The 22,837-nt window shown below is 45.3% G+C and carries 26 protein-coding genes; 13 read left to right on the top strand and 13 right to left on the bottom strand.

The features are described 5' to 3' along the window. Positions 1 to 301 precede the first annotated feature (301 nt). Complete coding sequence (locus QUB44_RS24990) at positions 302 to 2,857, bottom strand: DHH family phosphoesterase (protein WP_333371724.1); 2,556 nt, start codon at positions 2,855 to 2,857, stop codon at positions 302 to 304. Positions 2,858 to 2,975: 118 nt separating this feature from the next. Further along, a complete protein-coding gene (locus QUB44_RS24985) occupies positions 2,976 to 3,791 on the bottom strand; it encodes a PD-(D/E)XK nuclease family protein (protein ID WP_333371722.1) in 816 nt (271 codons plus the stop codon). Positions 3,792 to 3,797: 6 nt separating this feature from the next. On the opposite strand from QUB44_RS24985, the gene QUB44_RS24980 reads away from it, so the two are divergent. After that, positions 3,798 to 3,977: a hypothetical protein gene (locus tag QUB44_RS24980; protein ID WP_333371721.1), complete on the top strand. Its 180-nt coding sequence runs from the start codon at positions 3,798 to 3,800 to the stop codon at positions 3,975 to 3,977. On the opposite strand, the gene QUB44_RS24975 is transcribed toward QUB44_RS24980, so the two are convergent. From QUB44_RS24975 to QUB44_RS24950, 6 genes are all read right to left on the bottom strand, one after another. Then, positions 3,955 to 4,299 (bottom strand): DUF5615 family PIN-like protein, encoded by a 345-nt coding sequence (locus tag QUB44_RS24975; protein ID WP_333371719.1) that lies wholly within the window; start codon positions 4,297 to 4,299, stop codon positions 3,955 to 3,957. The genes QUB44_RS24980 and QUB44_RS24975 overlap by 23 nt on opposite strands. Further along, positions 4,296 to 4,589 carry a DUF433 domain-containing protein gene (locus QUB44_RS24970; protein ID WP_333027232.1) on the bottom strand — a complete coding sequence of 98 codons (294 nt, stop codon included), beginning with the start codon at positions 4,587 to 4,589 and terminating at the stop codon, positions 4,296 to 4,298. The genes QUB44_RS24975 and QUB44_RS24970 overlap by 4 nt, the downstream gene beginning before the upstream one ends. Positions 4,590 to 4,725: 136 nt before the next feature. After that, positions 4,726 to 5,031 carry a type II toxin-antitoxin system RelE/ParE family toxin gene (locus QUB44_RS24965; protein WP_333158798.1) on the bottom strand — a complete coding sequence of 102 codons (306 nt, stop codon included), beginning with the start codon at positions 5,029 to 5,031 and terminating at the stop codon, positions 4,726 to 4,728. Next, on the bottom strand, positions 5,028 to 5,282 hold the full coding sequence (locus QUB44_RS24960) for a type II toxin-antitoxin system ParD family antitoxin (protein ID WP_333158800.1): 255 nt from the start codon (positions 5,280 to 5,282) through the stop codon (positions 5,028 to 5,030). The genes QUB44_RS24965 and QUB44_RS24960 overlap by 4 nt, the downstream gene beginning before the upstream one ends. Positions 5,283 to 5,467: 185 nt before the next feature. Then, a complete protein-coding gene (locus QUB44_RS24955; RefSeq protein ID WP_333371717.1) occupies positions 5,468 to 6,136 on the bottom strand; it encodes a Uma2 family endonuclease in 669 nt (222 codons plus the stop codon). Positions 6,137 to 6,268: 132 nt separating this feature from the next. Next, on the bottom strand, positions 6,269 to 6,529 hold the full coding sequence (locus QUB44_RS24950; RefSeq protein ID WP_333371715.1) for a hypothetical protein: 261 nt from the start codon (positions 6,527 to 6,529) through the stop codon (positions 6,269 to 6,271). Positions 6,530 to 6,693: 164 nt separating this feature from the next. Between QUB44_RS24950 and QUB44_RS24945 the strand changes: the two genes are divergently transcribed. Beyond that, positions 6,694 to 6,933 carry a helix-turn-helix transcriptional regulator gene (locus QUB44_RS24945; protein WP_333228438.1) on the top strand — a complete coding sequence of 80 codons (240 nt, stop codon included), beginning with the start codon at positions 6,694 to 6,696 and terminating at the stop codon, positions 6,931 to 6,933. A gap of 144 nt (positions 6,934 to 7,077) precedes the next feature. Here QUB44_RS24945 and QUB44_RS24940 read toward each other — a convergent pair whose 3' ends face one another. Together QUB44_RS24940 and QUB44_RS24935 are read right to left on the bottom strand one after the other, a co-directional pair. Further along, entirely contained in the window at positions 7,078 to 7,662 is a 585-nt protein-coding gene (locus tag QUB44_RS24940) for a PAP/fibrillin family protein (protein ID WP_333371713.1), read from the bottom strand. A 140-nt stretch (positions 7,663 to 7,802) separates the two neighbouring features. Then, a complete protein-coding gene (locus QUB44_RS24935) occupies positions 7,803 to 9,479 on the bottom strand; it encodes a glycosyltransferase family 4 protein (protein ID WP_333371711.1) in 1,677 nt (558 codons plus the stop codon). Positions 9,480 to 9,891: 412 nt separating this feature from the next. On the opposite strand from QUB44_RS24935, the gene QUB44_RS24930 reads away from it, so the two are divergent. From QUB44_RS24930 to QUB44_RS24920, 3 genes are all read left to right on the top strand, one after another. After that, positions 9,892 to 10,131: a DUF3134 domain-containing protein gene (locus QUB44_RS24930; protein ID WP_006631296.1), complete on the top strand. Its 240-nt coding sequence runs from the start codon at positions 9,892 to 9,894 to the stop codon at positions 10,129 to 10,131. A 130-nt stretch (positions 10,132 to 10,261) separates the two neighbouring features. Beyond that, positions 10,262 to 11,377, top strand: a complete 1,116-nt coding sequence (mraY, locus tag QUB44_RS24925) for a phospho-N-acetylmuramoyl-pentapeptide-transferase (RefSeq protein WP_333371709.1) — start codon at positions 10,262 to 10,264, stop codon at positions 11,375 to 11,377. 339 nt (positions 11,378 to 11,716) lie between these two features. Continuing rightward, positions 11,717 to 12,658 carry a glycosyltransferase gene (locus QUB44_RS24920; protein WP_333371707.1) on the top strand — a complete coding sequence of 314 codons (942 nt, stop codon included), beginning with the start codon at positions 11,717 to 11,719 and terminating at the stop codon, positions 12,656 to 12,658. Positions 12,659 to 12,813: 155 nt separating this feature from the next. On the opposite strand, the gene QUB44_RS24915 is transcribed toward QUB44_RS24920, so the two are convergent. Continuing rightward, the gene (locus tag QUB44_RS24915; RefSeq protein ID WP_333371705.1) at positions 12,814 to 13,749 is read right to left on the bottom strand and encodes a DUF4214 domain-containing protein; all 936 of its coding nucleotides are present in this window, start codon (positions 13,747 to 13,749) and stop codon (positions 12,814 to 12,816) included. Between the two features lie 562 nt (positions 13,750 to 14,311). Between QUB44_RS24915 and QUB44_RS24910 the strand changes: the two genes are divergently transcribed. The 5 genes from QUB44_RS24910 (at position 14,312) to QUB44_RS24890 (ending at position 20,722) form a co-directional block, all read left to right on the top strand. After that, on the top strand, positions 14,312 to 16,171 hold the full coding sequence (locus tag QUB44_RS24910) for an NAD(P)H-quinone oxidoreductase subunit F (RefSeq protein ID WP_333371702.1): 1,860 nt from the start codon (positions 14,312 to 14,314) through the stop codon (positions 16,169 to 16,171). Between the two features lie 104 nt (positions 16,172 to 16,275). Then, positions 16,276 to 16,995 (top strand): carbonic anhydrase, encoded by a 720-nt coding sequence (locus tag QUB44_RS24905; RefSeq protein ID WP_333371700.1) that lies wholly within the window; start codon positions 16,276 to 16,278, stop codon positions 16,993 to 16,995. A 200-nt stretch (positions 16,996 to 17,195) separates the two neighbouring features. Next, positions 17,196 to 18,749: an NADH-quinone oxidoreductase subunit M gene (locus tag QUB44_RS24900; protein WP_333371697.1), complete on the top strand. Its 1,554-nt coding sequence runs from the start codon at positions 17,196 to 17,198 to the stop codon at positions 18,747 to 18,749. Positions 18,750 to 18,936: 187 nt separating this feature from the next. Next, entirely contained in the window at positions 18,937 to 20,259 is a 1,323-nt protein-coding gene (locus QUB44_RS24895; protein ID WP_333371695.1) for a CO2 hydration protein, read from the top strand. Between the two features lie 256 nt (positions 20,260 to 20,515). Next, positions 20,516 to 20,722 (top strand): hypothetical protein, encoded by a 207-nt coding sequence (locus QUB44_RS24890; RefSeq protein ID WP_172190588.1) that lies wholly within the window; start codon positions 20,516 to 20,518, stop codon positions 20,720 to 20,722. Positions 20,723 to 20,763: 41 nt separating this feature from the next. Here QUB44_RS24890 and QUB44_RS24885 read toward each other — a convergent pair whose 3' ends face one another. Further along, on the bottom strand, positions 20,764 to 21,234 hold the full coding sequence (locus QUB44_RS24885; RefSeq protein ID WP_333371693.1) for a hypothetical protein: 471 nt from the start codon (positions 21,232 to 21,234) through the stop codon (positions 20,764 to 20,766). Positions 21,235 to 21,365: 131 nt separating this feature from the next. Between QUB44_RS24885 and QUB44_RS24880 the strand changes: the two genes are divergently transcribed. The 3 genes from QUB44_RS24880 (at position 21,366) to QUB44_RS24870 (ending at position 22,211) form a co-directional block, all read left to right on the top strand. Continuing rightward, positions 21,366 to 21,584, top strand: a complete 219-nt coding sequence (locus QUB44_RS24880) for a helix-turn-helix transcriptional regulator (RefSeq protein WP_333158825.1) — start codon at positions 21,366 to 21,368, stop codon at positions 21,582 to 21,584. Between the two features lie 77 nt (positions 21,585 to 21,661). Beyond that, positions 21,662 to 21,874: a helix-turn-helix transcriptional regulator gene (locus tag QUB44_RS24875; RefSeq protein ID WP_333371691.1), complete on the top strand. Its 213-nt coding sequence runs from the start codon at positions 21,662 to 21,664 to the stop codon at positions 21,872 to 21,874. 142 nt (positions 21,875 to 22,016) lie between these two features. Continuing rightward, positions 22,017 to 22,211 carry a hypothetical protein gene (locus tag QUB44_RS24870; protein WP_333371689.1) on the top strand — a complete coding sequence of 65 codons (195 nt, stop codon included), beginning with the start codon at positions 22,017 to 22,019 and terminating at the stop codon, positions 22,209 to 22,211. A gap of 109 nt (positions 22,212 to 22,320) precedes the next feature. Here the strand turns inward: QUB44_RS24870 and QUB44_RS24865 are convergent, their stop codons facing one another. Then, positions 22,321 to 22,662, bottom strand: a complete 342-nt coding sequence (locus tag QUB44_RS24865; RefSeq protein ID WP_333371687.1) for a hypothetical protein — start codon at positions 22,660 to 22,662, stop codon at positions 22,321 to 22,323. Between the last annotated feature and the right edge of the window lie 175 nt (positions 22,663 to 22,837).

The following is a 22,837-nucleotide window of genomic DNA, read 5'->3' as shown; positions in this document are numbered from 1 at the left end:
TCGGGATGAATTCAGAACTAAGATATTTCTTAGAACTGAGATGTTGCATCCGTGTCAGGAATAGGCCCTGCCAGGGAGAGGGGGGGAGAGGGGGAGAGGGGGAGAGAGGGAGAGAGGGAGAGAGGAAGAGGCCCAGAGGATTCTTGCTAATGGGGAATAGGGAATTGACATATACAATTTAAATTCTGTACAGCTTAGAAGCCCGCCCCACCAGGGGTTTCGCCTGTTCACCCACCAAAAAAGTCAACTTATAAGTGGAACAGGCATCTTGCCTGTTACTGAAAATGTTGGCAGATATCAGTTAGAAGGGATTTGCTGTAGAATCTTCTTGGAAAACGGTCTCTCGGGCGATCGACACAATGGTGGAAAGGGGTACTTCACAGAAATATTTCCGCCGGAATTGTTCTTCGGAGACTGCTGCTAGGAATTGCGCTGCAAAACGGGCGGCGATGGGGGAATTTGGCACGGAGGATTGGATGGATTGACTATCTAATAAGGATTTGGGGATTTGATCAGGCGCGTCTTCCTGCTGTGCGGTTTCGGGTTGTCTGGTGATGTGGAAAGCTCGATCGCGATAATTGATTTTGAAACCGAGATATGTTAGGGTTTTGAACCCTAGTTGCAGGGAGGTGTCGCTGATGCCTAGTTTTTGGCGAAGTTGCTGTCTGGTGACGGGTTTTTTGGTGCGGCTGAGGTATTTGGCGATGCCGATTAGCTGTTGGCAGATTTGCTGTGGGGGTACGAGTGGGGGTAATGTGTAGGCGATCGCGAGTTTTTTCTGAGTGTGCTGTGCTTGGCGAAACCAGATCCGCAGTTCGTCCCAGCTTGCGGGGCATTCTTTGAGGACGATCGAGTTTTCGCGATCGACCATTTCGGAATTGTAAACTAGATTGTCGATCGGCATTGGAGATTCTAAGTTTGTGCTGGCTGCTAACAACTCTTCATCGTTATTTGTATTGCGCCAGTCTACGATCCAATCTATTTTAGTCGGGGAATTGATTTGATTGTCTTCCGTGCGTTCCCGTAGTGCTACGAGGCGCACTTCATACCGCGATTTGTAAGTATTAAAATCTAGTTCAACCGTAACATCGCAGCGGCCTTGGGGAACTTCGTTTTGATTGTGTCCCCACCAAATACCTGGAAATCCCGTATCGCTAGATTCATCTCTAATTATAAATTCTGTTTTGATATATTCTACTTTTTGCCCTTTCAAATCCTTGATTTTTTGATTCCAGAGATTTTCAAACCAGCAGTTTTCAATCAGCAATTTGGGTGCGGGATTGCCCATACCGCAAGGTTCGAGCAATTTTAGTTCTTGAAATAAGTCCTTGCCTAATTCGGAGACAGTAATTTTTAGGTCGGCTTGAACGGGGGCGGCTGTTAAACTATCGGTGCTGTATTGTTGTCGCAGTTGCTGATTTACCGCATCGGTAAATAGGGGGATATTTTCAACTGGGAGACTCAATCCGGCGGCGAAAGGATGACCGCCAAATCTGTGCAATAAATGCGCTTGGTCTTTGACTAATTGGTAAAGGTCGATTTGATTGGCGGAACGGGCGGAACCCCTAGCAATTTTGGATGGGGAAAGTGTTGGTGATTCTAAATCTAAGAAAGAGGTGAATTGCGTTTCCGGGGAATTTTCATTAATTTCTTCGCTTCCTTCTGTGCAGAATAAAACCACGGGACGGCCGTATTCTTGGGCGATTTGTCCCGCTACTAATCCTAATACTCCTACCGGCCATTGCGGGTCGCTGAGGACGATGACGCTGGTGGTTGAGAGGTCAAGTTTGGCTAATTTGGCGGCGGCATCTTTGGCAACATCTTTTTGTAAAGATTTGCGCCGGGAGTTGGCAATTTCGGTTAAATTTGCTAATTCATCGCAGCGTTTTTTGTCGCGGCTGGTGAGGAGTTCTACGCAGAAGCTAGCGTCGCCTTGAATGCGGCTGACGGCGTTGATTCGGGGGCCGAGTCCGAAGGAAATGTCGGTTGGGCGATCGCCCGATCTTTTGCACAGTTCGAGCAATTTTGCAACTCCTGGGCGGGTGGGATTTGCGATTTGTTTTTGCAGTTGTTGGATGCCGATTTGTGCTAGGTAGCGGCTGTCTCCTGTAAGTTGGACTAAATCGGCAATTAAGCCGATCGCTACTAATTCTAATAAATCTGTGAGCGGGCGCTGCGGAATATCGGGTAATGTGTGATATAATGCTTCAACTAATTTGTAAGCTACTCCAACTCCTGACAGGTTAAATAGTTGGTGGTTTGGGGGAAAGTAGCGGGGATTGATAATGGCTGTAGCTGGCGGGCGATCGTCCGGTAATGTATGATGGTCGGTGATAATTGTATCGATGTTTAAGCTGGTGGCATATTCGATTTCGGCGATGTTTGTACTGCCAGTATCGCAGGTAATAATTAAGCTAATTCCAGATTTGGCTAAGGCATCTATTCCTGTGATATTGAGTCCGTGAGATTCGGTTAATCGGTTGGGAATATAATAAATTAGTTGGTCGTTTTGATCAAAAAATTCTCCCAGTCCGTCCCAAAGTACCGAGGTTGAGGTAATGCCGTCGGCGTCGAAATCTCCCCAAATTGCGACTTTTTCGGCGCTTTTTCGTGCTTGCTGGATTCTTTCTATCGCCCAGTTCATTTCTAGTCCGAATTCAAAGGGACTTGCTGGTTGGTAAAGTTGGGGATTTAAAAAACCGGGTATTTGTTCGGGGTTTTGAATTCCTCTATACCACAGAAGTGTGGCGGCATAGTTTCCAGGGAGTTCTGGTGCATGGTTTCTGACAGCTTGGATCAGCCAAGCTGGGGGTTCGGATAGGGGTTGAGTTGGCAAATTTTGAAGTGGTTCTATCATAAATTATTTCATTAATTCCTGTAGGGCGGGTTCACCAACAATCTTTCATTCACATCCACAATATCTATAAACCCGCCCCCACCGGGCGACCCATAGTTGGCATAGTAAAAGATTTGAATTAAATAGACATTTCCTCAATGATAGCAAGATTTGGCAGCCAATCAGTGGGTGTTTCTGCGAGAAGATATGGGGAGGAACTTTTTGTGTCTGGTGTGCGGTTGCAGCGAGTGGCAAATTGACAGGAATCGCAAAGATTGGAACTAATTTCTACTTGGGGTAAGAATTCGCCGCCTTCGGTATAGCGCTGTCGCCAGTCGGTTAGCTGCTGCAATAGGTGGGTTAAATCTTGTTTTGTGCGATCGTGTTCTGTTTGGTTGTAATAAAAGGTGAGTTTTTGCGGCGGTTCTTCTCCTTGCAATTGTACAAACCAGTATGTCATGGAAACTTGTTCTGGGGAATAATCGCTGGTTTCTACTAAGACGTATAAATAGAGGCGAGTTTGCCAACTTTCAGCTATCCATTTTGATTTTTGAGGGCGCGGATAGGTTTTCCAGTCGAGAATTTGGGCGGCGTTTGGTTCTGCTATTAGTAAGTCATAGATAACGGTGAATAGGTAGTCTTGGAAAATTAGGGTGCGGGGATGTTCGGCTTGGCGGAAAATTCGATCGCTATTTTCTGAATTGGCGAAAAGTTCGGGTGCGGTGTTGATAAATGCTGCCACACACCGTCCCAGTTCGGGGTCTTGTTGGATGATAAATTCAATGGGAAGTCCGAGTTCTCGCTGCTGCATTAATAGGTGAAAGTGGCTTCCCCATGTGAGTTTTTCTTTGTGTTCTGGGGATGCGGTGGTGGCGAGTAGTTCTAGGTAGCTGTGTTGGAATTTGCGGGGGCATTCTTCGAGGATTTTGAGTTGGGTTTGGGAGAGTCGGAGCATTTTTTTATGATTTTATATTTTATATTTTTTATGATTGTAAGGGAGGCGACTGGTCTTTCTTTTGACCGCAGATTGAGGCTGATGATGCAGATGGACGCCGATAATTTTGATCGCGTTTTTGGGCAAGAGTGCGATCGGTTTTTGGGGCTAGAGTGCGATCGCTTTATACATATAAAAGCTGATTAGGGATTTCATCAGCAGTTAGCGTATTTAATAAAATAGCAACCCGTTGAGCAATCTCATAGGCGTTCTTTTGAGGAATCACAATAATCCCAGAATGTTGTTTTCCTTCTGTCATATAATCTAGATGCAGTCGCTCAAAGTCTACGCGATTATGGGTGGGCAAACATCGCTCCATAGATGCTGCGTAAGCTAATTTTTGGCTATCGGATTTACTCAGCATTCCCTGTTCGCTGGTTGTCATCACATCGAACTCTCTAGCCAGCAGTAAAGTAGCTACAAGCCTAGAAACATCTTCATCTGTATAAATGGTTGCAAACAGTTTCACGGCTTTCTCATTGCAGATTTAACAGCAGGATGAATCAATTCTTCAGGAATTCGATTGCGCTCAATATAAGTATTTATTTCTTCTTGGTTATCCAAATAAAAGCTCAGCGCGTCAAAAATTTGAGCTAATTTCAGGTGAGGTAAGTGCATGGGGATTTCTTCAGGAGTAATACCCAAACGCCACAATTCCACGATCGCCCGAACGGAAGTCCTGGTTCCTGCGATAATTGGTTCGCTTTGCAAAATTTCAGGGTGACGTGCGACATAACGCGAAACAGATTGTACATTCATGGCAGATTAACAGGGCAGATATATTTTTATTATATGTTATTATTTAAGCTAAAAGTGTGCCAAAAATTGAGAAGCATTAAGCGCGATCGCCCTTTTTTACAAGTGCGATCGCCCGTTCAGATCGATCCAACGCTAATTAATCTTCCCCTAACTCTAAAAACAATAATTCCAAGTCTCGATCACCCCGCAGAACGCGAGCAATATCAATCCCGTCCGATCTCGGGTAATAAAAAATTAAATAATCCCTAACAATAAATCCGCGCAAGTTGGGGGATAACCTCTCATAGCGTTTGCCCATATTGGGAAATTCGGCGACAAGTTTACATTTTTGACGAATTGCATCAAAAAGCTCGCTGGCTGCCCTGGAACTATTGCCAGCAATGTACTCACAAATCTCATTCAAGTCTCGGACGGCTTCATCTGAAAATGTATAACTGTTCATGCCCCTGACTGTTCTCTTCGATCGATCTTTTCTTGAATTTTGGCAAACACGAGTTCTCCATCTGTCACTTGTCCCTTAGCAATTTGTGCAGTTCCCACTGCTATTTTCTGGCGGAGTTCTTCGATGCGTTGTTTTCGTTCTCTTAAAAGTGCGATCGCTTCTCCAATTAGTTCTTCAGCGCTGCCATATTTTCCGCTTTGAACTTGCGCTTGAATAAACTCTTCGTATTCCGGCTTTAAGACAATATTCATTGACTTGCTCCTTTAAATCACAGAAAGGTTACTGCACGATCGTGACATCTTTTGTAGATTAGCTTAGCACAAATATCAACATTCTCAGAGATTGTGGCAGCCCTAGAGTCGAGCTTGAAAAAATTATTGTGAATCGCGTGCGATCCTCTTCGAGGGCTTCGCTAACGTACTTTTCGCCAACCTCTCTACAACTTCCCAATTTGTTGAGCAAACCACATCGCCGCCGTCCCATTTCCCTCACCCAAAAGTTTCAAAGTATCCGACAGCAAAGCAATTGGCAATCCCTCAAGCGCACCGGAAATCTCGCATTCCTGATATTTCCCGTTTTCCTGCAAGCGAAATGCCAAAACTCTCTCGCCCTTAATATCTACTACCCAATACTCAGGAATTCCCAAAGCAGCATACAACCGCTTTTTTTCATCTAAATCACTGGCCAAAGTCGTATCGGAAGTTTCTATCACTAAATCGGGAATTCGCGATTTATTTAGATTAAGTCGGCGCGGTTCCCCTTTTTGCCACTGGATGAATTCTCCGCCGACATATAAAATGCGATCGGGCGCACCTCCTCCCACCTTTGGCTTCTCAATTACACATCCGCCCAAATCATCGAAAGCTTGTCCTCCTTTGCTGACAAACCAGGCGTAAAATACCAGCGTCAAGAGGTTGTTAAATCTGGCGTGCTGAGGCCCTTCATTACCCATGTCTATCCAAAGATATCCTTCATAAAAAAATATTCTGGCTTCCTCCAAAGATGGATCTTCGCAGGCTGCTACATAATCTTCCCACGTCGCGACTTGCCATTGGGGAATTTCGCCCACTGGAGACACGATGAATTTTGCAGTTGTAGAAGTCATGATTTCAAAGCAAATTAAGGATAAAATTATCCTAACTTAGGTTGATATTTATCTGCTGCGGTAATTGGTAGTTAGTAATTTGTCAATTTTTATAACCCCCCTTTTTTCAGGGGGGGGATCAGATTCTTCTGCTTATCGCATTGCTGTCGGCGCCACCATTGGTACTTCTAAGTCTGGTTGCAAGTCAAAGACTACGACAAGCGTTGCTTGAGGCATGAGTTGACGCAGACACAGCAAGTGTCCGTCAGCATCCGATCGACTGCGAAATCGCCCCACAATCGCCCGCTGCATACTGGGCATGAGTTTGGCGATCGCCCAAGGGTAAAGGCGTTTTTGGTACGCGATCGCCCCAGGATTCGCAGCGAATCCCTGTTGATAACCGTTTTGTGGCATGATGGTTTAGTATCCTCTATGGACTACAGGAAAGGGCGTTAGTAAGTCTCTTGCCGGAAATCGACTAACGCCTCTACTACTATGATTAAACACCAAACTCACCTCATGTGTCAATATTTGGCGCTAAATATTAACAGTTATTATATTGAAAGGTTTATTCAGCTATGGATTTGAGAGCCTTGAGAGAACGTGCAGGGCTGACAATCTTAGACGTAGCACGGGAACTAGAATGCGCGGAGTCTTCAATTCGCAACTGGGAAAAAAGCCGAACCTTGCCAAAGATGGAAGTTTGGCAAGTATTCCGAATGCGAGATTTGTATCGATGTAGCGAAGCGGAGTTGATGCTAGCTGTCAGAAAGTCAATGCCGACGGAAAAGAAAGAACAGACAAAACTGACGGAGTAACAATATTTATGAAGTCTTGAACTGTTTGCAAAAGGGATATATTTTTGATTTGTAACCGCAGATGAACGGGGATAAACGCGAATGAAGGAAAGATAAATTGAGAATGAGTTAAGGGGCGATCGCACTTAATCACACATCACAAAATCACTCTTTTGTCAATACAAAAACACTGTCTTTATTCCCCCGTCCAATCCGCAAATCCTTATCCAAATAAGTAATATCCAGCCATCCCTGCTGTTCGCGAGTATCCAGCCCGAAATCTACAGCAGCGAACTTTTTCCCCGACTCAATCTCATGGATAAACTTCCCCGGATATTCATAGCCAATCAACCTGCTTAAACCTACTATAGACCGCTCAAACTTCACCTGCACTCGCCGTTCGGAAGTTGGCTCAAATCTCGCTGCTACACTGACAATTCCTTCCAAATAAGGCAAGCCGTAAAGTTCGCCAATGTTGTAAATTTTAGATTCTTTGACGCGGATAGATTGATAAATTTGACCCAATTTGACCAAGGGAAAACTGTCAAGATTCAGCAGTTCGCGGCTGGTGGTGTACAATAACCGCCAATCTCCATTTAAAAGCTCTGCAGCTTCGACAGGGCGTGTTGTGGGGTTGTAATCTTCCAATTGGGCGATCGCACTTAAAATTGCTTGTTTGTCGCTGGGAGTCGCCAGCAAACCGCGATTCTTACCAGCAATTATCTCTAAGAGTGCAGATTTTCTCAGCATATATTTTTTTACGAAGAGGGATGAAGAAGGAAAAAATATTCTTGAGTTCGCGTTCAATATTATTTATAAATTACGCGACAAGTCGTTTTTAGCGCGCTTATTATTGGGTTTGTCTGTGCCCAGTGTGCACCCTACATTGATTAATGACTAATAACTAAGATACCAAATTTCACCAGATAGAGCATCGTCCGATATAGGTATGCTAATTCTTGCTCGTTTTTAACGTAGCGTCGGATAACTTCCCCCACGCTGATCGCACCTTCGTGCTTAATTGCATCCAATATCTCCATCTGAATGCTAACAGATCTTCTCCTATCCTCACCAAAACTGGTAAACCTAATTGTCTGTACCTGCTTGAAAAGTTCTGGTGTGGCGATCGCACCCAGACTCAGCATCATCTCATTGCTTAAAGTCCTAGTCGCATAATTACCCAATACCCGAAACGGATCGTCGCCTAGGGGATAAGGCGGCTTCCCGGCTTTTAAAGGTGCTGACTCCGATGCCCCCTGGCGAATTTCTGCTAATTCCCGCCACAATTGTTCGTAAGCAGCAATTACTACTTTCCAATCATAAATTTCCCTCGCCCTTAGTCTGGCATTTTCCCCCATCCGCTTTCTCAATTCGGGGTTTTCAATTAATTGGCACAACGCCAGGGTGCAAGCATCAATGTCAACTGCTGTGGCGAGGGAAGTGTGACCCATGTAAGTCGGCCAATTTAAGCTGCCGTCGAGATAATTTAGGGCTAAATCTAAACAAGATTCCGGGGGCGGGATGAGTGTGGGAATGCGGAATCCGTCTATTTCGTGGCGTACAGATTCTTTGTATCCGTTCCAATCGGAGACTATGGCCGGCAGTCCGTTCGCCATGGCTTCTATTGGTGTCAGTCCAAAGGATTCTTGAATGTTGTCGGAAAGCGATATGAAAATGTCGGCCGCCGACCAAATATTTATTCTAATTTCCGGCTGTCTCCCATCTAAAAAAATAGCATTCACCGACGGACAAAATATTTGTGCGCTATTTTTAAAGTCGGGTTTTTCTCTCGGATCTTCTATCCAACCGGCTTGAATTAAGTGGATTTTGGCTTTTGTCTGTTGTGCGGCCCGTTCTAGGGCGATGTACATGGGTACCGGATGAGCTTTTGCAGAAAAAGTCAATCGACCAACAAATAACACAACAATATCTTCGGGAGAAATGCCGAATTCTTGTCGCATTTGGTGGCGACTATTAACTGCTTCCACACCCTGCGGAAACGCACTGCAATCGACTCCTAGGGGAATAACGGGGAATTTGACCAAAATTTCCGGTTTACCGCCGTTGCGCTGGGCTAAATATTCAGACCACTCCCTCATAACTCCTTCTACTGCTGTTTTCACGGCGGCAGAGGTGCAGATCAGGGCGTCCCAAGGCTGCATGGGTGCGGTGATCAAATCGCCGATCGCCTCCATGATGTATTGTGTACCGATCGTGTGAGTAACGCCGCAAACGCTGTAGGCGCGCTGATCAACAAATCTGCGCGCCCACACCATCTGCGACAGAACCGGATCTGGTCGGTAAATTGTGCCCGGTTGAGATAGCAAATCCGGTCGTTCCATCGGAATCCAGCGAACTTTCCGAGGTTTTTGCAGCCAAGGTTGGATGTGCGAACAAAACTCCTTAAAGGTTGTTTCGCTATCGGCGCAACAGTAGAGAGAGTCAGCGGTTCCGTGTTGGACTAAGCTTTTGAGAAACCCTTCTCCGGCTGAATGACGCCCCAGAAGTTTTTTGCCTCCGGTGTGGTAGCCCTCTTTGTTGTATAAAACCGCTGCCGTTATATCCATTCTGAGATTTATTGCTTGAGAGTTGACTGAAGAAGCCAGAGGGCATTCGGGCTCAGGCTTTGATGAAAAACCAGGAGACTGTTGTGAATCAAACCCTTGCCGTTAGCGAGGCTTGCAGAATACGATCGCCCCGTGTCCGGCGATATCTTAAAGACGATCGTCTTAGATTACAATGCTTACGGCTAAAGAAGGATTGGCAAGAGCGGATTTTAGTGTTATCCTCATGCCCATGCTTGGGGGCGATCGCCTTTTGGGTCTCCCATCTTATCCGATCCGGAACCAAACAGTGCCTGTGGTATAATGCTTTAGCCTTGCTAAATGCCCGATTTGCAAGTGCTTGATCAAAGGAGCAGTTCGTCGGCAAAACGTTACCTCTACTCGATCGCGTCTTTGTCTTTAAAAACCGATAATCATGTACAACCCATCTCTGCGTCAAATTCCTCGCCACTTACCTGCGGATGTAATTCCATTAAAACAGCAATCTTCTCTTTTAGACTGGTTGGAATCTAACAATCGCCTGTTAGCAAGGGATGTCCAAGAACCCGACTATCTGCACGAAGAAGAAATTTCTGAACTTATGGCAGTTGACGACAGTCCTTACGATGATTTAGAAGAGGAAGTAGAAGAGGATGTGAGTGTAGGCGAAGAATAACGGGTAGAAGGGTGAAGAAATCAACCGGAAACAGGGAAGAAAAACTAAGAGATTTCTCAATCTCCTGTATCGCACCCTATTCCCCCATTGTCAATTGCTTATTCTCAAATAGTGTGTGGTGAGGAGTGTTATGGATAACTTTTTGGATGAGAAAATCCCTTTTAGTCTGCCTTTCAAACTTACAGGAAAGAATTTATTCCTGCTGCTGGGTTTGGGGCTCGGCACTGTAGCGATCGGTTTAGATGTAGTAGCGGATAGATTTTTGAATTTACCTGCATCGCTATTTATGCCGCTAGTTGTTTGTGCTGTAGTTGCGTCGGGGTTGGGCTATGCAGTTGTGCCCGTACTCCAGCAACTAAAAGCAGGACAAATAATTCGCGAAGACGGCCCCCAAGCCCATTTGAAAAAAGCGGGAACGCCGACAATGGGAGGCATCTTTTTTATACCCGCAGGGGTAGCAGTCGCTTTACTTTGGTCTAAGTTTAACTCAGATGTTGTTGCCGTATCGGCTTTAACTTTAGCTTACGGTTTCATTGGCTGGATTGATGACTGGCAAATTCTGCGACGTAAGTCGAACAAAGGTATTTCACCTCGGATGAAATTGGCTTTGCAAATAAGTTTTGCTGCTCTATTTTGTCTGTGGCTGATGTTTCATCAACCTGCAATTTCTACGAATGTTGCTTTGCCTTTCGGTTGGGTATTGCCATTAGGTTTGCTGTTTTGGCCGCTGGCTGGTTTTGTGCTAGTTGCCGAAAGCAATGCTACTAATCTTACCGATGGTGTTGACGGGTTGATGGGCGGTTTGGGGGCGATCGCACTTTTGGGATTGGGCGCATCTGTAGCGTCAACTTCGCCAGAATTAATGATATTTTGCGCTTGCATCAGCGGCAGTTGTTTCGGTTTCTTAGCACACAACCGTAATCCAGCCAAGGTGTTTATGGGCGATACAGGTGCTTTAGCTTTGGGCGGTGCTTTGGGTGGGGTAGCTTTATTAACAAATAGCCTTTGGATATTATTAATTATCAGCGGGATTTTCTTTATTGAAACGCTGTCAGTAATTGCTCAAGTAGGTTATTACAAAGCTACAAAAGGGCCGGATGGAATCGGCAAGCGTCTGTTAAGAATGGCTCCACTGCACCATCATTTAGAGTTGTGCGGCTGGTTAGAAACTCAAGTTGTTGGCATTTTTTATATAACTAACGTGGCGTTAGTGTTAATGGTTCTGATGTTGACTAGCAACAGTTGAGAACGGATGGGGTGACGGATTGTACAGGGGATGTAAGAGATATTTTCTACTATTTCAAAGAAACAGGCAAGATGCCTGTTCCACAAGAACTGAATGCAGTTGTGGAACAGGCATCTTGCCTGTTTAAGGGGCCGAAGTTATAATTTTGACAAGTTATATCCCCGTTAATGCAATGGAACTTAATAACGCTTTTTAATTATTTGAAGAACCGCGAAGACGCTTATAGAACAAAGTAAGAACTACATTTGCTTATTTATCTTCCTTAGCGTTCTTAGCGCCTGCGCGGTTCGTTTAATCTTACTCAATATTAGTTATGCTATCGTTTACGGTTGTTTGTGAATGACTAAAACGTTTTTACCGCAAGTTTCGGTGGTTGTGCCTGTTTACAACGGCGAGATGGATTTGCCGGAGTTGATCGAGTGCCTGCGATCGCAAACTTATCCGCCACAAAGTGTAGAATATCTCTTAGTAGACAACAACAGTCGCGATCGCACTTCAGCAATCCTCGAAACAGCAGCTAAGTTGGATCAGATAACCATTCGCCACCTCACCGAAAATCAGATTCAAAGTTCCTACGCCGCCCGCAATCAAGGAATTCGCGCATCCACAGGCGAAATCATTGCATTTACCGATGCAGACTGTCGCCCGGAATCTGACTGGCTGGAAAATTTAGTTAAGCCATTTGTTGACTTAGAAGTAGGAATTAGCGCTGGGGAAATACTCGCATTGCCCGGTAAAACTATCTTAGAACAACACGCCGATCGCCAAAATACTTTATCTCAACAACATACTCTCGCTCACCCTTTTTGTCCCTACGGTCAAACCGCCAACTTAGCTGTACGCAGGCTAGTTTTACAACAAATAGGATTATTTCGCCCTTACCTCACCAGTGGCGGCGATGCTGACTTGTGCTGGCGGATTTTGCGGGAAACATCCTATAAAATGTATTTTGCCGAAAATGCGATCGTCCAACACCGCCACCGTTCTACAATAAAACAGTTGCAAAGTCAATGGTATCGGTACGGCGAATCTAATAAATATTTGCACGAACTCCACGGTGTCGATTTGATGCGAGAATTCACAACAGGGGAATATTTTTACCGGCTGGCTAGGTGGCTGTTCAAGGAATTTCCGGTTGCTGCCGCCAAAAGTGCGATGGCCCAAGCCGATATGGTAGATTTGTTTAATACGCCGATCGGTCTTTTAAATGTTAGGGCAAGGGCGATGGGACAGCGCCAAGCCAAACTTTCCGAATCAGCTTGGGAAATCCCACAATTATAACTGTGCGTCCGTTATGCTTAAATTTGTAGCGCTTAAATTTGTGGCAATCGAGACTTACTTTCCTTTCCAGGTATCTGGAACTGTTGCTCGCTACCAGGGTGGAACCTGGTAACGCAGATAGGCGAGGAAGAGCCTCCTTTTTAAATTTGTTGCGCTTAAACTTTTTGCAATTGAGACTGACCTTGCTGTGGAGATAGCTCGAACTGTGCGAATGAATTTGATATTCCTTTTCGCTTAGCTCTCAGGTGTAATGCTGTTTGATAAAGTTCCAAATCTTCGCGATTGAGATGTATTAGCTCATTCATAATATGGCTGTCATAGAGGATACTGTTTACCAAAGAGTTATAGCCCTTATGCTTGTTTGTGTTTTCATAGGTTATTGAGATTTCTGGCCAATTTAACATCTTGCTCAGCTCTGTTAAATCATCTTTAAAAAATCCTTGGACTCCCACAAAATAAAAATCTGTGAGATTGCGCCCCCCAACATATTGAGACATTTCATTGCGGAGTTGAGGAATCTTGGCAAATTCCACCAGATCTAAGTTTTTTTCTTGTACATAATTGTGCAAACTTTCATCTTCAGTACGAGGAAGACTTTTCCAAAAGAAATACAAGGAAATTAATCGAAGAATAGGATCTCTCAACCAGATGATTTCTTTTACTTGAGCAGGACAGAAATACCTTCTCGAAGGAACATGACCGTGTATTACTTTTATTGTTTGCGGATCTACACCTTCCCTTACTGCTAAGGATTCATCCAAAAAACCAGCGATTTTATCTAGACCATAAACCTGTGTTAAAGCTATGAAAAAAGTTGTTCCTGCCGTTTTTGGTATGTGGTATGACATAATTTCCAAACCTGGCAATCCTAAAATACTTTTTTGCCATTCACTTATAAAATTAAATTCCGATGACTGCAAAAATGAGCTGAGGATTTCCGGCCGTGTAAGTTCGCCGTTTTGCAATTTATGGAGAAAAAAGCTTTTACCATCAGCGTCATAATCGCGTTTCAAATAAGCGCGGTAAAGTTCTTCCACAAATGCTTCATTATCAAGTGGCTCAGTTCTTTGCAAAAAATATTTTTGGTTCATTGTGACATCGTTATAAACTTTATTAGCGTCAAAAAATGACTCTAACCATAGTATAAGCTGTGAGCGCTTGTATGCAAGCGCGATTCATAAGTTTAGGTGTTTTAAGTGTTATTACTTATTAGGTTATCTAGTTACTCCTTAACAGACTGGAACCTGGTAAAGCATATAGGCGAGCCAGATCCTCCTTTTTCGCTTTTATACAAGCGCGATTCATCAGTTTAGCTGTTTTAAGTATTATTACTTATTAAGTGTTCCGGTTACTCGTTACCAGACTGGAACCTGGTAACGCAGATAGGGGGAGGAAGAAGCTCCATTTTGTTTGACGCGAGGCTCTTCCTCTGGATATGGGTTCCCAAAATCTAGCCTAGAAGTTAAATTTACTCTTTTCTAAGTATTTTTACTTATTAACGTATCTTATATATTACATAACATACTAAATAATTATTAACGCAAAACTTAATTTAAAATTAAGAACAATATTCCGATCGCGCCCGGTTAAACGACGATAACCCAGGCTGATTCTCAGAATTTTAAATTTTTGTAACCTTTACAGGTAATGCCAATGGCTCAAATCTTACTCCAGACCGTTTGGTTTATACCTTGCTATCCACTCATCGGCGGAGTTCTGTCGATGCTGTGGTTTCCGGCAGTTACCCGCCGCACGGGGCCAAGACCATCCGGTTACGTGAACGCCATATTAACCTTGTTCGCTTTCCTACACGGCGTCATAGCCCTGACAGCTATCTGGAACCAACCGGCCCGGCACCAGTTGATTCCCTGGCTGAATGTAGCAGGTTTAGACTTAACCATTCCCGTAGAAATCTCTGCTGTCACCGTCGGCGCGACAGTTTTGATTACCGGACTGAACTTGCTGGCGCAGATTTATGCTTTCGGTTACATGGAAATGGACTGGGGCTGGGCTCGGTTCTTTTCCCTGATGGGGCTATTTGAAGCGGGGATGTGCGGCTTGGTACTGTGCAACTCCCTGTTCTTCAGCTACATGATTTTGGAAGTTCTGACTTTGGGTACTTACCTGCTAGTCGGGCTGTGGTTCAATCAGTCTTTGGTGGTGACAGGAGCCCGCGACGCTTTTTTAACAAAGCGGGTGGGTGACTTATTCTTGCTGATGGGAGTAGTCGCCATTCTGCCACTGGCTGGAACTTGGAATTTTGACGAGTTGGCTGTTTGGGCTCAGACTGCAAAGCTTGACCCCACTGTCGCGACGCTGCTGACTTTAGCTTTGATTGCCGGCCCGATGGGTAAGTGCGCTCAGTTTCCCTTGCACCTGTGGCTGGATGAGGCGATGGAAGGCCCGCTGCCGGCGACGATTTTGCGGAACACCGTAGTTGTTGAAACTGGTGCTTGGATATTGATTAAGTTGCAACCGGTGATTGCTTTGTCGCCCGTGGGCGTGAAGACAACTATTATTGTAGGCGCTGCGACGGCGGTTGGTGCTTCATTAATTGCGATCGCCCAAATTGACATCAAGCGCACGCTTTCGTATATAGTCAGCTCTTACATGGGCTTAGTATTTATCGCCGTCGGTACCGGACAAGCCCAAACAGCCCTGACATTGATATTTGCCTACACCTTGGCAATGGGTTTGCTGGTGATGAGCATCGGTTCGGTAGTTTGGAACAGCATCACCCAGGATGTCCGAGCTCTCGGCGGTTTGTGGGGAAAGCGGCCGATATCGGCGATATCGTTTATTGTCGGTAGCGCTGGATTAGTGGGGCTGCCGCCCTTCGGCTGTTTCTGGGCTTTAGAAGACTTCACATCCGGGCTTTCGGAATCTCACCCTTTCTTGTTAGGAATAGTGCTGTTTGTAAACGGCGTCACTGCTTTTGGATTGGTGCGCGTCTTCGGTTTAGTTTTTGGTGGCAAACCAAAGCAAATGACCGAACGTTCGCCGGAAGTTCACTGGCCTTTTATCTTGCCGATGACTGTTTTAATGGGCTTTACTTTACACGTTCCTCACTTGCTGGCTGCGTGGCATTTATTGCCTGGACATAGTTTGAATTATACCGCAACTGGACTGCTAGTTTTGTCAACGGCGATCGGCATCAGTGCCGGAGCATTTGTTTACATGAACGACAAATGGGAAAAACCAGTACGAATTGGTTCTGAAGCTTTGCAAGACTTTTTTGCCTACGACTTTTACACTGCCCAACTTTACCGGGTGACAGTGATATTTGCCGTCGGTTTAGTTGCTCAAGTTATTTCTTGGGTCGATCGCAATATTGTTGACGGATTCGCGAACTTAATCGGTTTTGCAACGGTTTTCGGCGGGCAAAGCCTCAAATACAACGTTAACGGTCAAACTCAGTTTTACGCCCTGACGATTCTGTTCGGAGTAGCAGTTTTGGGACTGCTCATAAGCTGGCCACTGCTAGCTCGCCTGTCGCTGATTGTAGGCGGGTAAAGAAATATAAGCTTGAAGATTTTAGGTGACAGTTTTAATCTAAAATCTTAAAAACATGAAGTCTTGAACAAAGATTTCCAACTCGTTCAAATAAGGCAGCATAAATGACCTCAAACAACAGACAATTCAATCTTTCCCGACGCAATTCCCTCAAATTTGTCGCAGGAGCCATTGGTACAGGGATACTCGCAGCAGGAGCAGGCGCTGATTTGGCTGCACCCGAACCGGCAATTGCTCAAAATGACTCGACTCCCGATGCAGCTCTGCAAAAGTTAATGGACGGCAACAAGCGGTTTGTTGACAAAAAACGCCAAAGTCCCAACCAAGACTTTGGGCGCCTCACCGAAGTTGCCAAAACTCAAAAACCCTTTGCTGCTATTCTCGGCTGTGCAGATTCCCGCTTTCCTTCGGAATTTGTCTTCGATCAAGGATTTGGAGATTTATTTGTCTGTCGCGTGGCCGGAAATGTGGCTACCCCTGAAGAAATTGGCAGCCTGGAATTTGGCACGCTGGTACTGGGAGCAAAAGTGCTTATGGTAGTCGGGCATGAAAGGTGCGGTGCGGTAGACGCAACCATCAAAGGATCTCAAGTTCCCGGTCAAATTGGCAGTTTGCTCGACGCCATTAAGCCTGCTGTAGACAGCTCGAAAGACCAAGCGGGCGATCGTCTAGAAAATGCCGTCAAAGCGAATGTTATTCTGCAAGCTAAGAGGTTGAAAGAGTCTCCAGTTATCTCTCAGCTAATTCAAGAGGGTAAACTGAAAGTTGTTGGTGGATACTACGATTTAGACACAGGGGCAGTCTCTATGGTTTCTGTGCCGTGATGCAATTTTGGATTGATAGTTTGGGAAAAATCAACATCTAAACTCTCAAATTATCAAGCCAAAAAAGCTTGCTAAAGTGATAGTTAATATCAACTAAGTTAGCATCGGGATAGTAAATTCGAGTTAACTGTCAACCGTCAACCGTCAACAATCATTCCGGTGCAACCGGAATTGATATTACTCTTCACTCTTCATACATTATGCTTAGTGCCTTGCTCTGGTTGCCCGCGTTGGGCGCTGCGGTAGTCGGGTTCCTGCCCGGAAATATCAATGGAATGCGTCTCCGTTCAATAGCCTCGGCTTTTGCGGCAGCTATTTTCATTTTGAATATCTGGCTGTTGACTCAATTCGATCCAGCCAATTCGGGACTGCAATTTCAAGAATATTTGCCTTGGATTCCACAATTAGGTTTGAGCTACAACTTGGGCATTGACGGCTTGTCCTTGCCGCTGCTGGTTTTAAGTGCTTTGCTGACGCTATTAGTCATTTACGGCACTGGGGAAAATATGCAGCGTCCCCAGCTTTACTACGCTTTGATTTTGCTAATCAATGCTGGTATTGCCGGAGCTTTGATGTCTCAAAATTTGCTGCTGTTTGTACTGTTTTACGAAGTAGAATTAATTCCTTTTTACCTGTTGATTGCGATTTGGGGCGGCAAGCAGCGGGAATACGCTGCCATGAAGTTTTTGATCTACACGGCAGTTTCGGGACTTTTAGTGCTAGCAGCATTTTTGGGTGTGGCTTGGCTGAGCGGTTCTTTAAATTTCGATTACAGTGCGATTACCACTCAAGAATTGCCGAGAAATATGCAGTTAATCCTGCTAACAATTTTGCTAATTGGGTTGGGAATTAAAATTCCCTTGGTGCCGCTGCACACTTGGCTACCGGATGCTTACGTCGAAGCTTCGCCAGCAACAGCAATTTTGCTGGGAGGGATTCTGGCGAAGTTGGGAACTTACGGTTTAGTCCGGTTTGGCTTGCAGATGTTTCCCGAAACTTGGTCGATTATAGCTCCCAGTTTAGCGATTATCGGGACGGTGAGCGTGATGTACGGTGCTTTGAGCGCGATCGCCCAAAAAGACATCAAACGCATGGTAGCCTATAGTTCGATCGGGCATATGGGCTACATCCTCGTTGCTTGCGCCGCCGGCACGAAACTCGCCTTAATCGGTGCTGTCGGGCAAATGGTAAGCCACGGCTTGATTTTAGCTTTGCTATTTTATTTGGTAGGCATCATCGAAACCAAAGTTGGCACGCGGGATTTGGACGTGCTCAACGGTTTGATGAACCCGATGCGGGGTTTACCGACTGCCAGTTCCCTGTTAGTTTTGGGTGGTATGGCAAGCGCCGGAATTCCGGGTTTGGTGGGTTTTGTTGCCGAATTTTTAGTGTTTCAAGGCAGTTTCTCGATCTTTCCAATTCCAACTTTACTCTGCATTTTAGCTTCGGGTTTAACAGCAGTTTACTTTGTGATTCTGCTCAACCGCACCTGTTTTGGAAAGTTGGACAACACCACGGCTTACTACCCTCCAGTTACGTTTGCTGAAAATATGCCAGCGCTGGTTTTGGCGGGCATCATTTTTGTGTTGGGAATTCAACCGGGTTGGCTGCTCAAGTGGAGCGAATCTACTACAAATGCGATCGTAGCCACTCTGCCGGCTGACAGAAATACCCAAGTTGCTATTAGCTATCCGGTTGGAGATTCGGCGATAAAAATCGCTTCTACAGAAACGAATTCCGCCGACGCGGAGTAAGAACATCTACTCGTTCCCAGGCTGAGCCTGGGAACGCATATCCGGAGGCTCTGGCTCCAATTTTCCGGATCGCCGACGAGGCATAGCCTCTGGATATCGGTTCCCACAGCCGGGGAACCAGTTAAAGAATCGCAGCTTTTTGCAATAATTCAAAATATTTAGATTCACTCAACCAAAGGAAGAAACAATGGTACAAACCCCTAATAAACCAGCAACTAAACTACCTCCTTCCAAACACGAATTTGCCGAAATAATTCACAGATTGGAAGCTGGCGGCGCGATGATTCCAGATACGCCGGAAAATCTGATGCAAATCATCGCTATCTGGAAAGCTTACGCGGTGCCGATGGACTTCTACTGGCGGGATTTGCTTTACATCGCCGAACGAGTATTTTTACACCCGCTTCCCTTCTTTAAATACTTCTTGCCCCAGGAGTATTTAGACTTGCAAAATCACTATGCAGGCGACGGTGCAGATTTGCGGATTTGGCGGGGAACTGGAAGTGTTCACCCGGAACTTTTGGAGTTCATGGAAAAGGGAGAAACTGGTAAACTCCCTCGATTTGTTCACCATTTGTGGCACGATCGCATTAACATGGAATTTGCGGAAGAGTGTATGAGGTCAATGCTTTGGCACCGGGGCTTGTACGTGCCCACCAATCAATTCGATCCTTATTTGGACAGTGACGAATATAAGGCTAATGCCGATCGGGCAATTAAAGCTTACTTTAAAAAAGACCCGTTCATGCTGGCACTTCACAAAGCATTTCCCGAAATGTTTTTAGAACAGTGCCGCCAAATGTCTTATTACAGCAATCTCGGTTTATTCTGGGAAGTAATGGCGCCTGTATTTTTTGAGGTTTCCGACTTGTACGACGAAGGGAAAATTACGACAGTCCCGCAGGCGATGGATTTCCTAGTAAATGGCATATTTGCGATCGCCGGACGCCCGATTTACCACCACGTTCAAATTGACGGCGAAACCTACGAAATTATCCCGAAATCTAAGGGTTTCACTTGGCTTTACGAAGCAGCCTTACCTTACGTAGAAGCTGTATTTTATCGCACTTCGCCGTTCCGAGGCACCAAATCTTACAACGCTCAAGCTAAGGAAGTTCCTGACGACCAAAAAGACTTCCACTACGGAGTGCTTTATGCAGACAAATTCCCGGTAGGTACGGCGGGGATTCCGCCGACTTTGCTAGCACAAGATATGCTGCATTTCCTGCCGCCTTATTTGATGGATTTCTACAAACAGCGCTGTCGCGGCGAAGATGATATCCTCAATCAAATTGGGGTGACATTTCAGCGATCGATGTACTGCGTTACTTCGGCGGTGATTCAAGCTTTGCGGACTGCTCTTTTGTATCCTTTAGATGACCCGAATCCCAAGCATTTGAAGGCAAATCGGGCTTTCTTTGAGGCTCAGCTCGATCGCTTCTGTCGCCCGGAATACGGCATGAAATATGCTGCGAAGTTGAATAAAATTCAGACTTCGGATTATAGGTAAAAGATGTTGGCGGGAGACATATTAGCTGAAAAGTCCCCCAGTCAGTTAGTCCGCCAGGGGTTTCAACCCCTGGCTCAAAGCTCAAGTCGCTTGAAACCCACTGGAAAAAATGAGAGCTTTTTTAAGGCGTTTCAAAAGTCCTATAATATTAAGCCAGTTGCCCTCGTAATTATTCATCTCTCTCTCTTCTCTGACTCTGCGTTCTCTGCGTTCTCTGCGGTTTAATCATTCCGAATCTAAAAAACAACCAATAACTATGGACAGCAAAGATCTAGCCAAATATATCGAAGCAAAGGACGGGATTTCCAAACCTTGGCTGTTGGTACAACTGCGGCTGAAAAAATTGCAAGAAAGGCGATCGGAGATTTCTGCTGAAGAGTATATGACAGAACTTACTGACCTTCACAAAGATTTAATGAATCTGGGGGAATGGTGGCTGGGAATCGAAGATGAGGTGTTTTAAAATTTAATTGAAAGTTCAAGTAGGATTAAGTCGATCGCACTTTAAAATTTCTCCATCAAATCTTTTTCTTGGGCATAGACATCTCGTAGCTGTTGCAGCGCCGCCCCGGAAATGACCGATTTCACAGTAGCTACCAGTTGGCCCCACTCCAGCAAGCTGTCAACTGAAACAGCTTTTTTGAACTTGTGGGTGTAGAATTTCGTCCAAAATGCAGGTGCTTGCTTGCTTTTCCAGCGTTTGTACCATCTGCCAAAATCTTGAGGTGCGATCGGCTTTACTTCTAAAATAGGGGGAAAATCGGCGTAGCTGACAAATCGGCTGATACCTTTGGCGTGAACATACACCATGTAGCGGCAGCATTCGATGCGGTAAATCTCGTCTGCTGCGATATTGAACAGGAGTGCGACTGTTTCTTCGGCAACGAATCTCGCCAGCGGATGCAGGATTGGCGATTTGTGGAGAATTTTTGAGCAGGTGAGGGTGCTTGATTTTAGCTGGGATGATGCTATCATGGCTGGTAGACAGCTAGTAACTGTCTATTTAATTTTTGAAGGCGATCGCCCTTAGTTGTCCAGACGTGAGGCGATCGCTTTTTCAGATATCTAATATTAAACGACAGCAGATTGTCATTTGTCAAGTAAGTATGAGCAAAGGCTTGGTGAGGTTGCGGATTCGGGAGTTTGCAGACCAGAACGGCTGGACACTTAAGGAAGTTTCAGATCGATCGGGTGTTGGTTACAGCACCATTAGAAACTACGCCCAATGTCAAGGCATGACAACCGTTAATTTTGCCTACTTGCACAGGCTGGCTCGCATTTTCGATATTATGATTGAGGATTTGGTGGAGATTTTAGAGGAGTAGCCGATCGCCGCTAAGTATTCTTGGTCAAAATAATCTATCTTTACAAAAACACTACGCAATTGCATGAATTGTCAAGCATGGGTTTAGTAAGAATTAAAGTCAGAGAACTAGCGGCCGAGAAAGGGTGGACATTCAAGGAAGTTTCAGAACGTTCTGGCGTGGTGTACAACACTGTCAAGCATTATGCCCGCTGTCCAGGGCTGACAACTGTTGACTTTACTTTGCTGCGGAAGTTAGCTCTGACTTTTGATGTGATGATTGAGGAGTTGGTTGAGGTTTTGGAGGAATAGGTCGATCGGCCTTTCCACATTTCGACGATAAACCCTTGTGTTTCGTCTTGTCAAGACGCGCTTAAGCATTTTGCTTCGCAGCTAAAAGCTCAGCTTAAAGGTGCTAAGATTTAGTCGAAGTTGTTAATCTCCCGTTACCTTTGTGACTAGAGCCAGTACCGCCATTGGAATCAGCCCCATAATTAAGGAACTTGTGCAGAAAAAGGCGCTAGCAACCCGACTAACGCTGAAGGAAATCATCTATGTCGGGATGCTGGCAATTGACGAGTTGGACGAAAAGCGCCTGCAAGAGTTGGCGGACAAGGTGCATCAGATGCAGGTGAATGGAGAGATTTGAGGGGTTGAGGGCGATTCCCTACGGGATAGCTACGCACGCGCGTACTTTTGGTGAAATGAGGTTCGGGCGCTCCTATGGAACTCGTTTACTGACCCAAATTCTCATTTTTCTACCAATAAATTGGGGTCTTCTTCTCCTCAACAGGAGCGTTCTCCCATCTAGTATTTGTACCCGTTGCGGTGCTCTTAGCCCCACAAAGTCTGCTCAAATCAACTATCGTGCTATCGGAGCGCTGATAAAAACAAACAGGTTGATCGTTGGATTGAGCATCGGGTGGAGCAAAAATAGCAGGCATGGAAAAGCGCTCAGAAGACTGCCTCGGCATTGGGGATACTGGAACTTTCATCTCGGTGGTTGGCTCTGAAGGTTTTGCATGGGCTGCGTTGGCTGTTACCATTCCTGACAGTAGCAGAAATGGAACCGAAAGCAGGAGGAGATTGGAGTGTTTCATATTACTTTTCGACAATCTTGCTTCTGAGACTATTAACAAATGCCAGGACTTCGGCTTTGTCTGGTGGATTGACCCTATTTTTATCGAGAGCTTGGGATATAAGTAGTCAGACACAATTAATTACACAAATACATAGTAGAATGATATTTCCGGCAAAATTATGAGTTAATTACAG

It is taken from the genome of Microcoleus sp. AT3-D2 (assembly GCF_036705715.1).
In the GTDB taxonomy this organism is placed as follows: domain Bacteria; phylum Cyanobacteriota; class Cyanobacteriia; order Cyanobacteriales; family Microcoleaceae; genus Microcoleus.
The sequence above is the reverse complement of the archived record's forward strand: the minus strand, read 5'-3'. Positions and strand labels throughout refer to the sequence as shown.

Coding starts and splice junctions, on each gene's coding strand:
- QUB44_RS24890 (WP_172190588.1), top strand. CDS start 20,516: ATGGACAGCAAAGATCTAGCCAAATATATCGAAGCAAAGGACGGGATT.
- QUB44_RS24880 (WP_333158825.1), top strand. CDS start 21,366: ATGAGCAAAGGCTTGGTGAGGTTGCGGATTCGGGAGTTTGCAGACCAG.
- QUB44_RS24940 (WP_333371713.1), bottom strand. CDS start 7,662: ATGCTGAGAAAATCTGCACTCTTAGAGATAATTGCTGGTAAGAATCGC.
- QUB44_RS24945 (WP_333228438.1), top strand. CDS start 6,694: ATGGATTTGAGAGCCTTGAGAGAACGTGCAGGGCTGACAATCTTAGAC.
- QUB44_RS24990 (WP_333371724.1), bottom strand. CDS start 2,857: ATGATAGAACCACTTCAAAATTTGCCAACTCAACCCCTATCCGAACCC.
- QUB44_RS24920 (WP_333371707.1), top strand. CDS start 11,717: ATGACTAAAACGTTTTTACCGCAAGTTTCGGTGGTTGTGCCTGTTTAC.
- QUB44_RS24930 (WP_006631296.1), top strand. CDS start 9,892: ATGTACAACCCATCTCTGCGTCAAATTCCTCGCCACTTACCTGCGGAT.
- QUB44_RS24885 (WP_333371693.1), bottom strand. CDS start 21,234: ATGATAGCATCATCCCAGCTAAAATCAAGCACCCTCACCTGCTCAAAA.
- QUB44_RS24960 (WP_333158800.1), bottom strand. CDS start 5,282: ATGAATATTGTCTTAAAGCCGGAATACGAAGAGTTTATTCAAGCGCAA.
- QUB44_RS24910 (WP_333371702.1), top strand. CDS start 14,312: ATGGCTCAAATCTTACTCCAGACCGTTTGGTTTATACCTTGCTATCCA.
- QUB44_RS24965 (WP_333158798.1), bottom strand. CDS start 5,031: ATGAACAGTTATACATTTTCAGATGAAGCCGTCCGAGACTTGAATGAG.
- QUB44_RS24915 (WP_333371705.1), bottom strand. CDS start 13,749: ATGAACCAAAAATATTTTTTGCAAAGAACTGAGCCACTTGATAATGAA.
- QUB44_RS24955 (WP_333371717.1), bottom strand. CDS start 6,136: ATGACTTCTACAACTGCAAAATTCATCGTGTCTCCAGTGGGCGAAATT.
- QUB44_RS24970 (WP_333027232.1), bottom strand. CDS start 4,589: ATGAATGTACAATCTGTTTCGCGTTATGTCGCACGTCACCCTGAAATT.
- QUB44_RS24985 (WP_333371722.1), bottom strand. CDS start 3,791: ATGCTCCGACTCTCCCAAACCCAACTCAAAATCCTCGAAGAATGCCCC.
- QUB44_RS24980 (WP_333371721.1), top strand. CDS start 3,798: ATGATTTTATATTTTATATTTTTTATGATTGTAAGGGAGGCGACTGGT.
- QUB44_RS24875 (WP_333371691.1), top strand. CDS start 21,662: ATGGGTTTAGTAAGAATTAAAGTCAGAGAACTAGCGGCCGAGAAAGGG.
- QUB44_RS24935 (WP_333371711.1), bottom strand. CDS start 9,479: ATGGATATAACGGCAGCGGTTTTATACAACAAAGAGGGCTACCACACC.
- QUB44_RS24900 (WP_333371697.1), top strand. CDS start 17,196: ATGCTTAGTGCCTTGCTCTGGTTGCCCGCGTTGGGCGCTGCGGTAGTC.
- QUB44_RS24865 (WP_333371687.1), bottom strand. CDS start 22,662: ATGAAACACTCCAATCTCCTCCTGCTTTCGGTTCCATTTCTGCTACTG.
- QUB44_RS24950 (WP_333371715.1), bottom strand. CDS start 6,529: ATGCCACAAAACGGTTATCAACAGGGATTCGCTGCGAATCCTGGGGCG.
- QUB44_RS24895 (WP_333371695.1), top strand. CDS start 18,937: ATGGTACAAACCCCTAATAAACCAGCAACTAAACTACCTCCTTCCAAA.
- mraY (WP_333371709.1), top strand. CDS start 10,262: ATGGATAACTTTTTGGATGAGAAAATCCCTTTTAGTCTGCCTTTCAAA.
- QUB44_RS24905 (WP_333371700.1), top strand. CDS start 16,276: ATGACCTCAAACAACAGACAATTCAATCTTTCCCGACGCAATTCCCTC.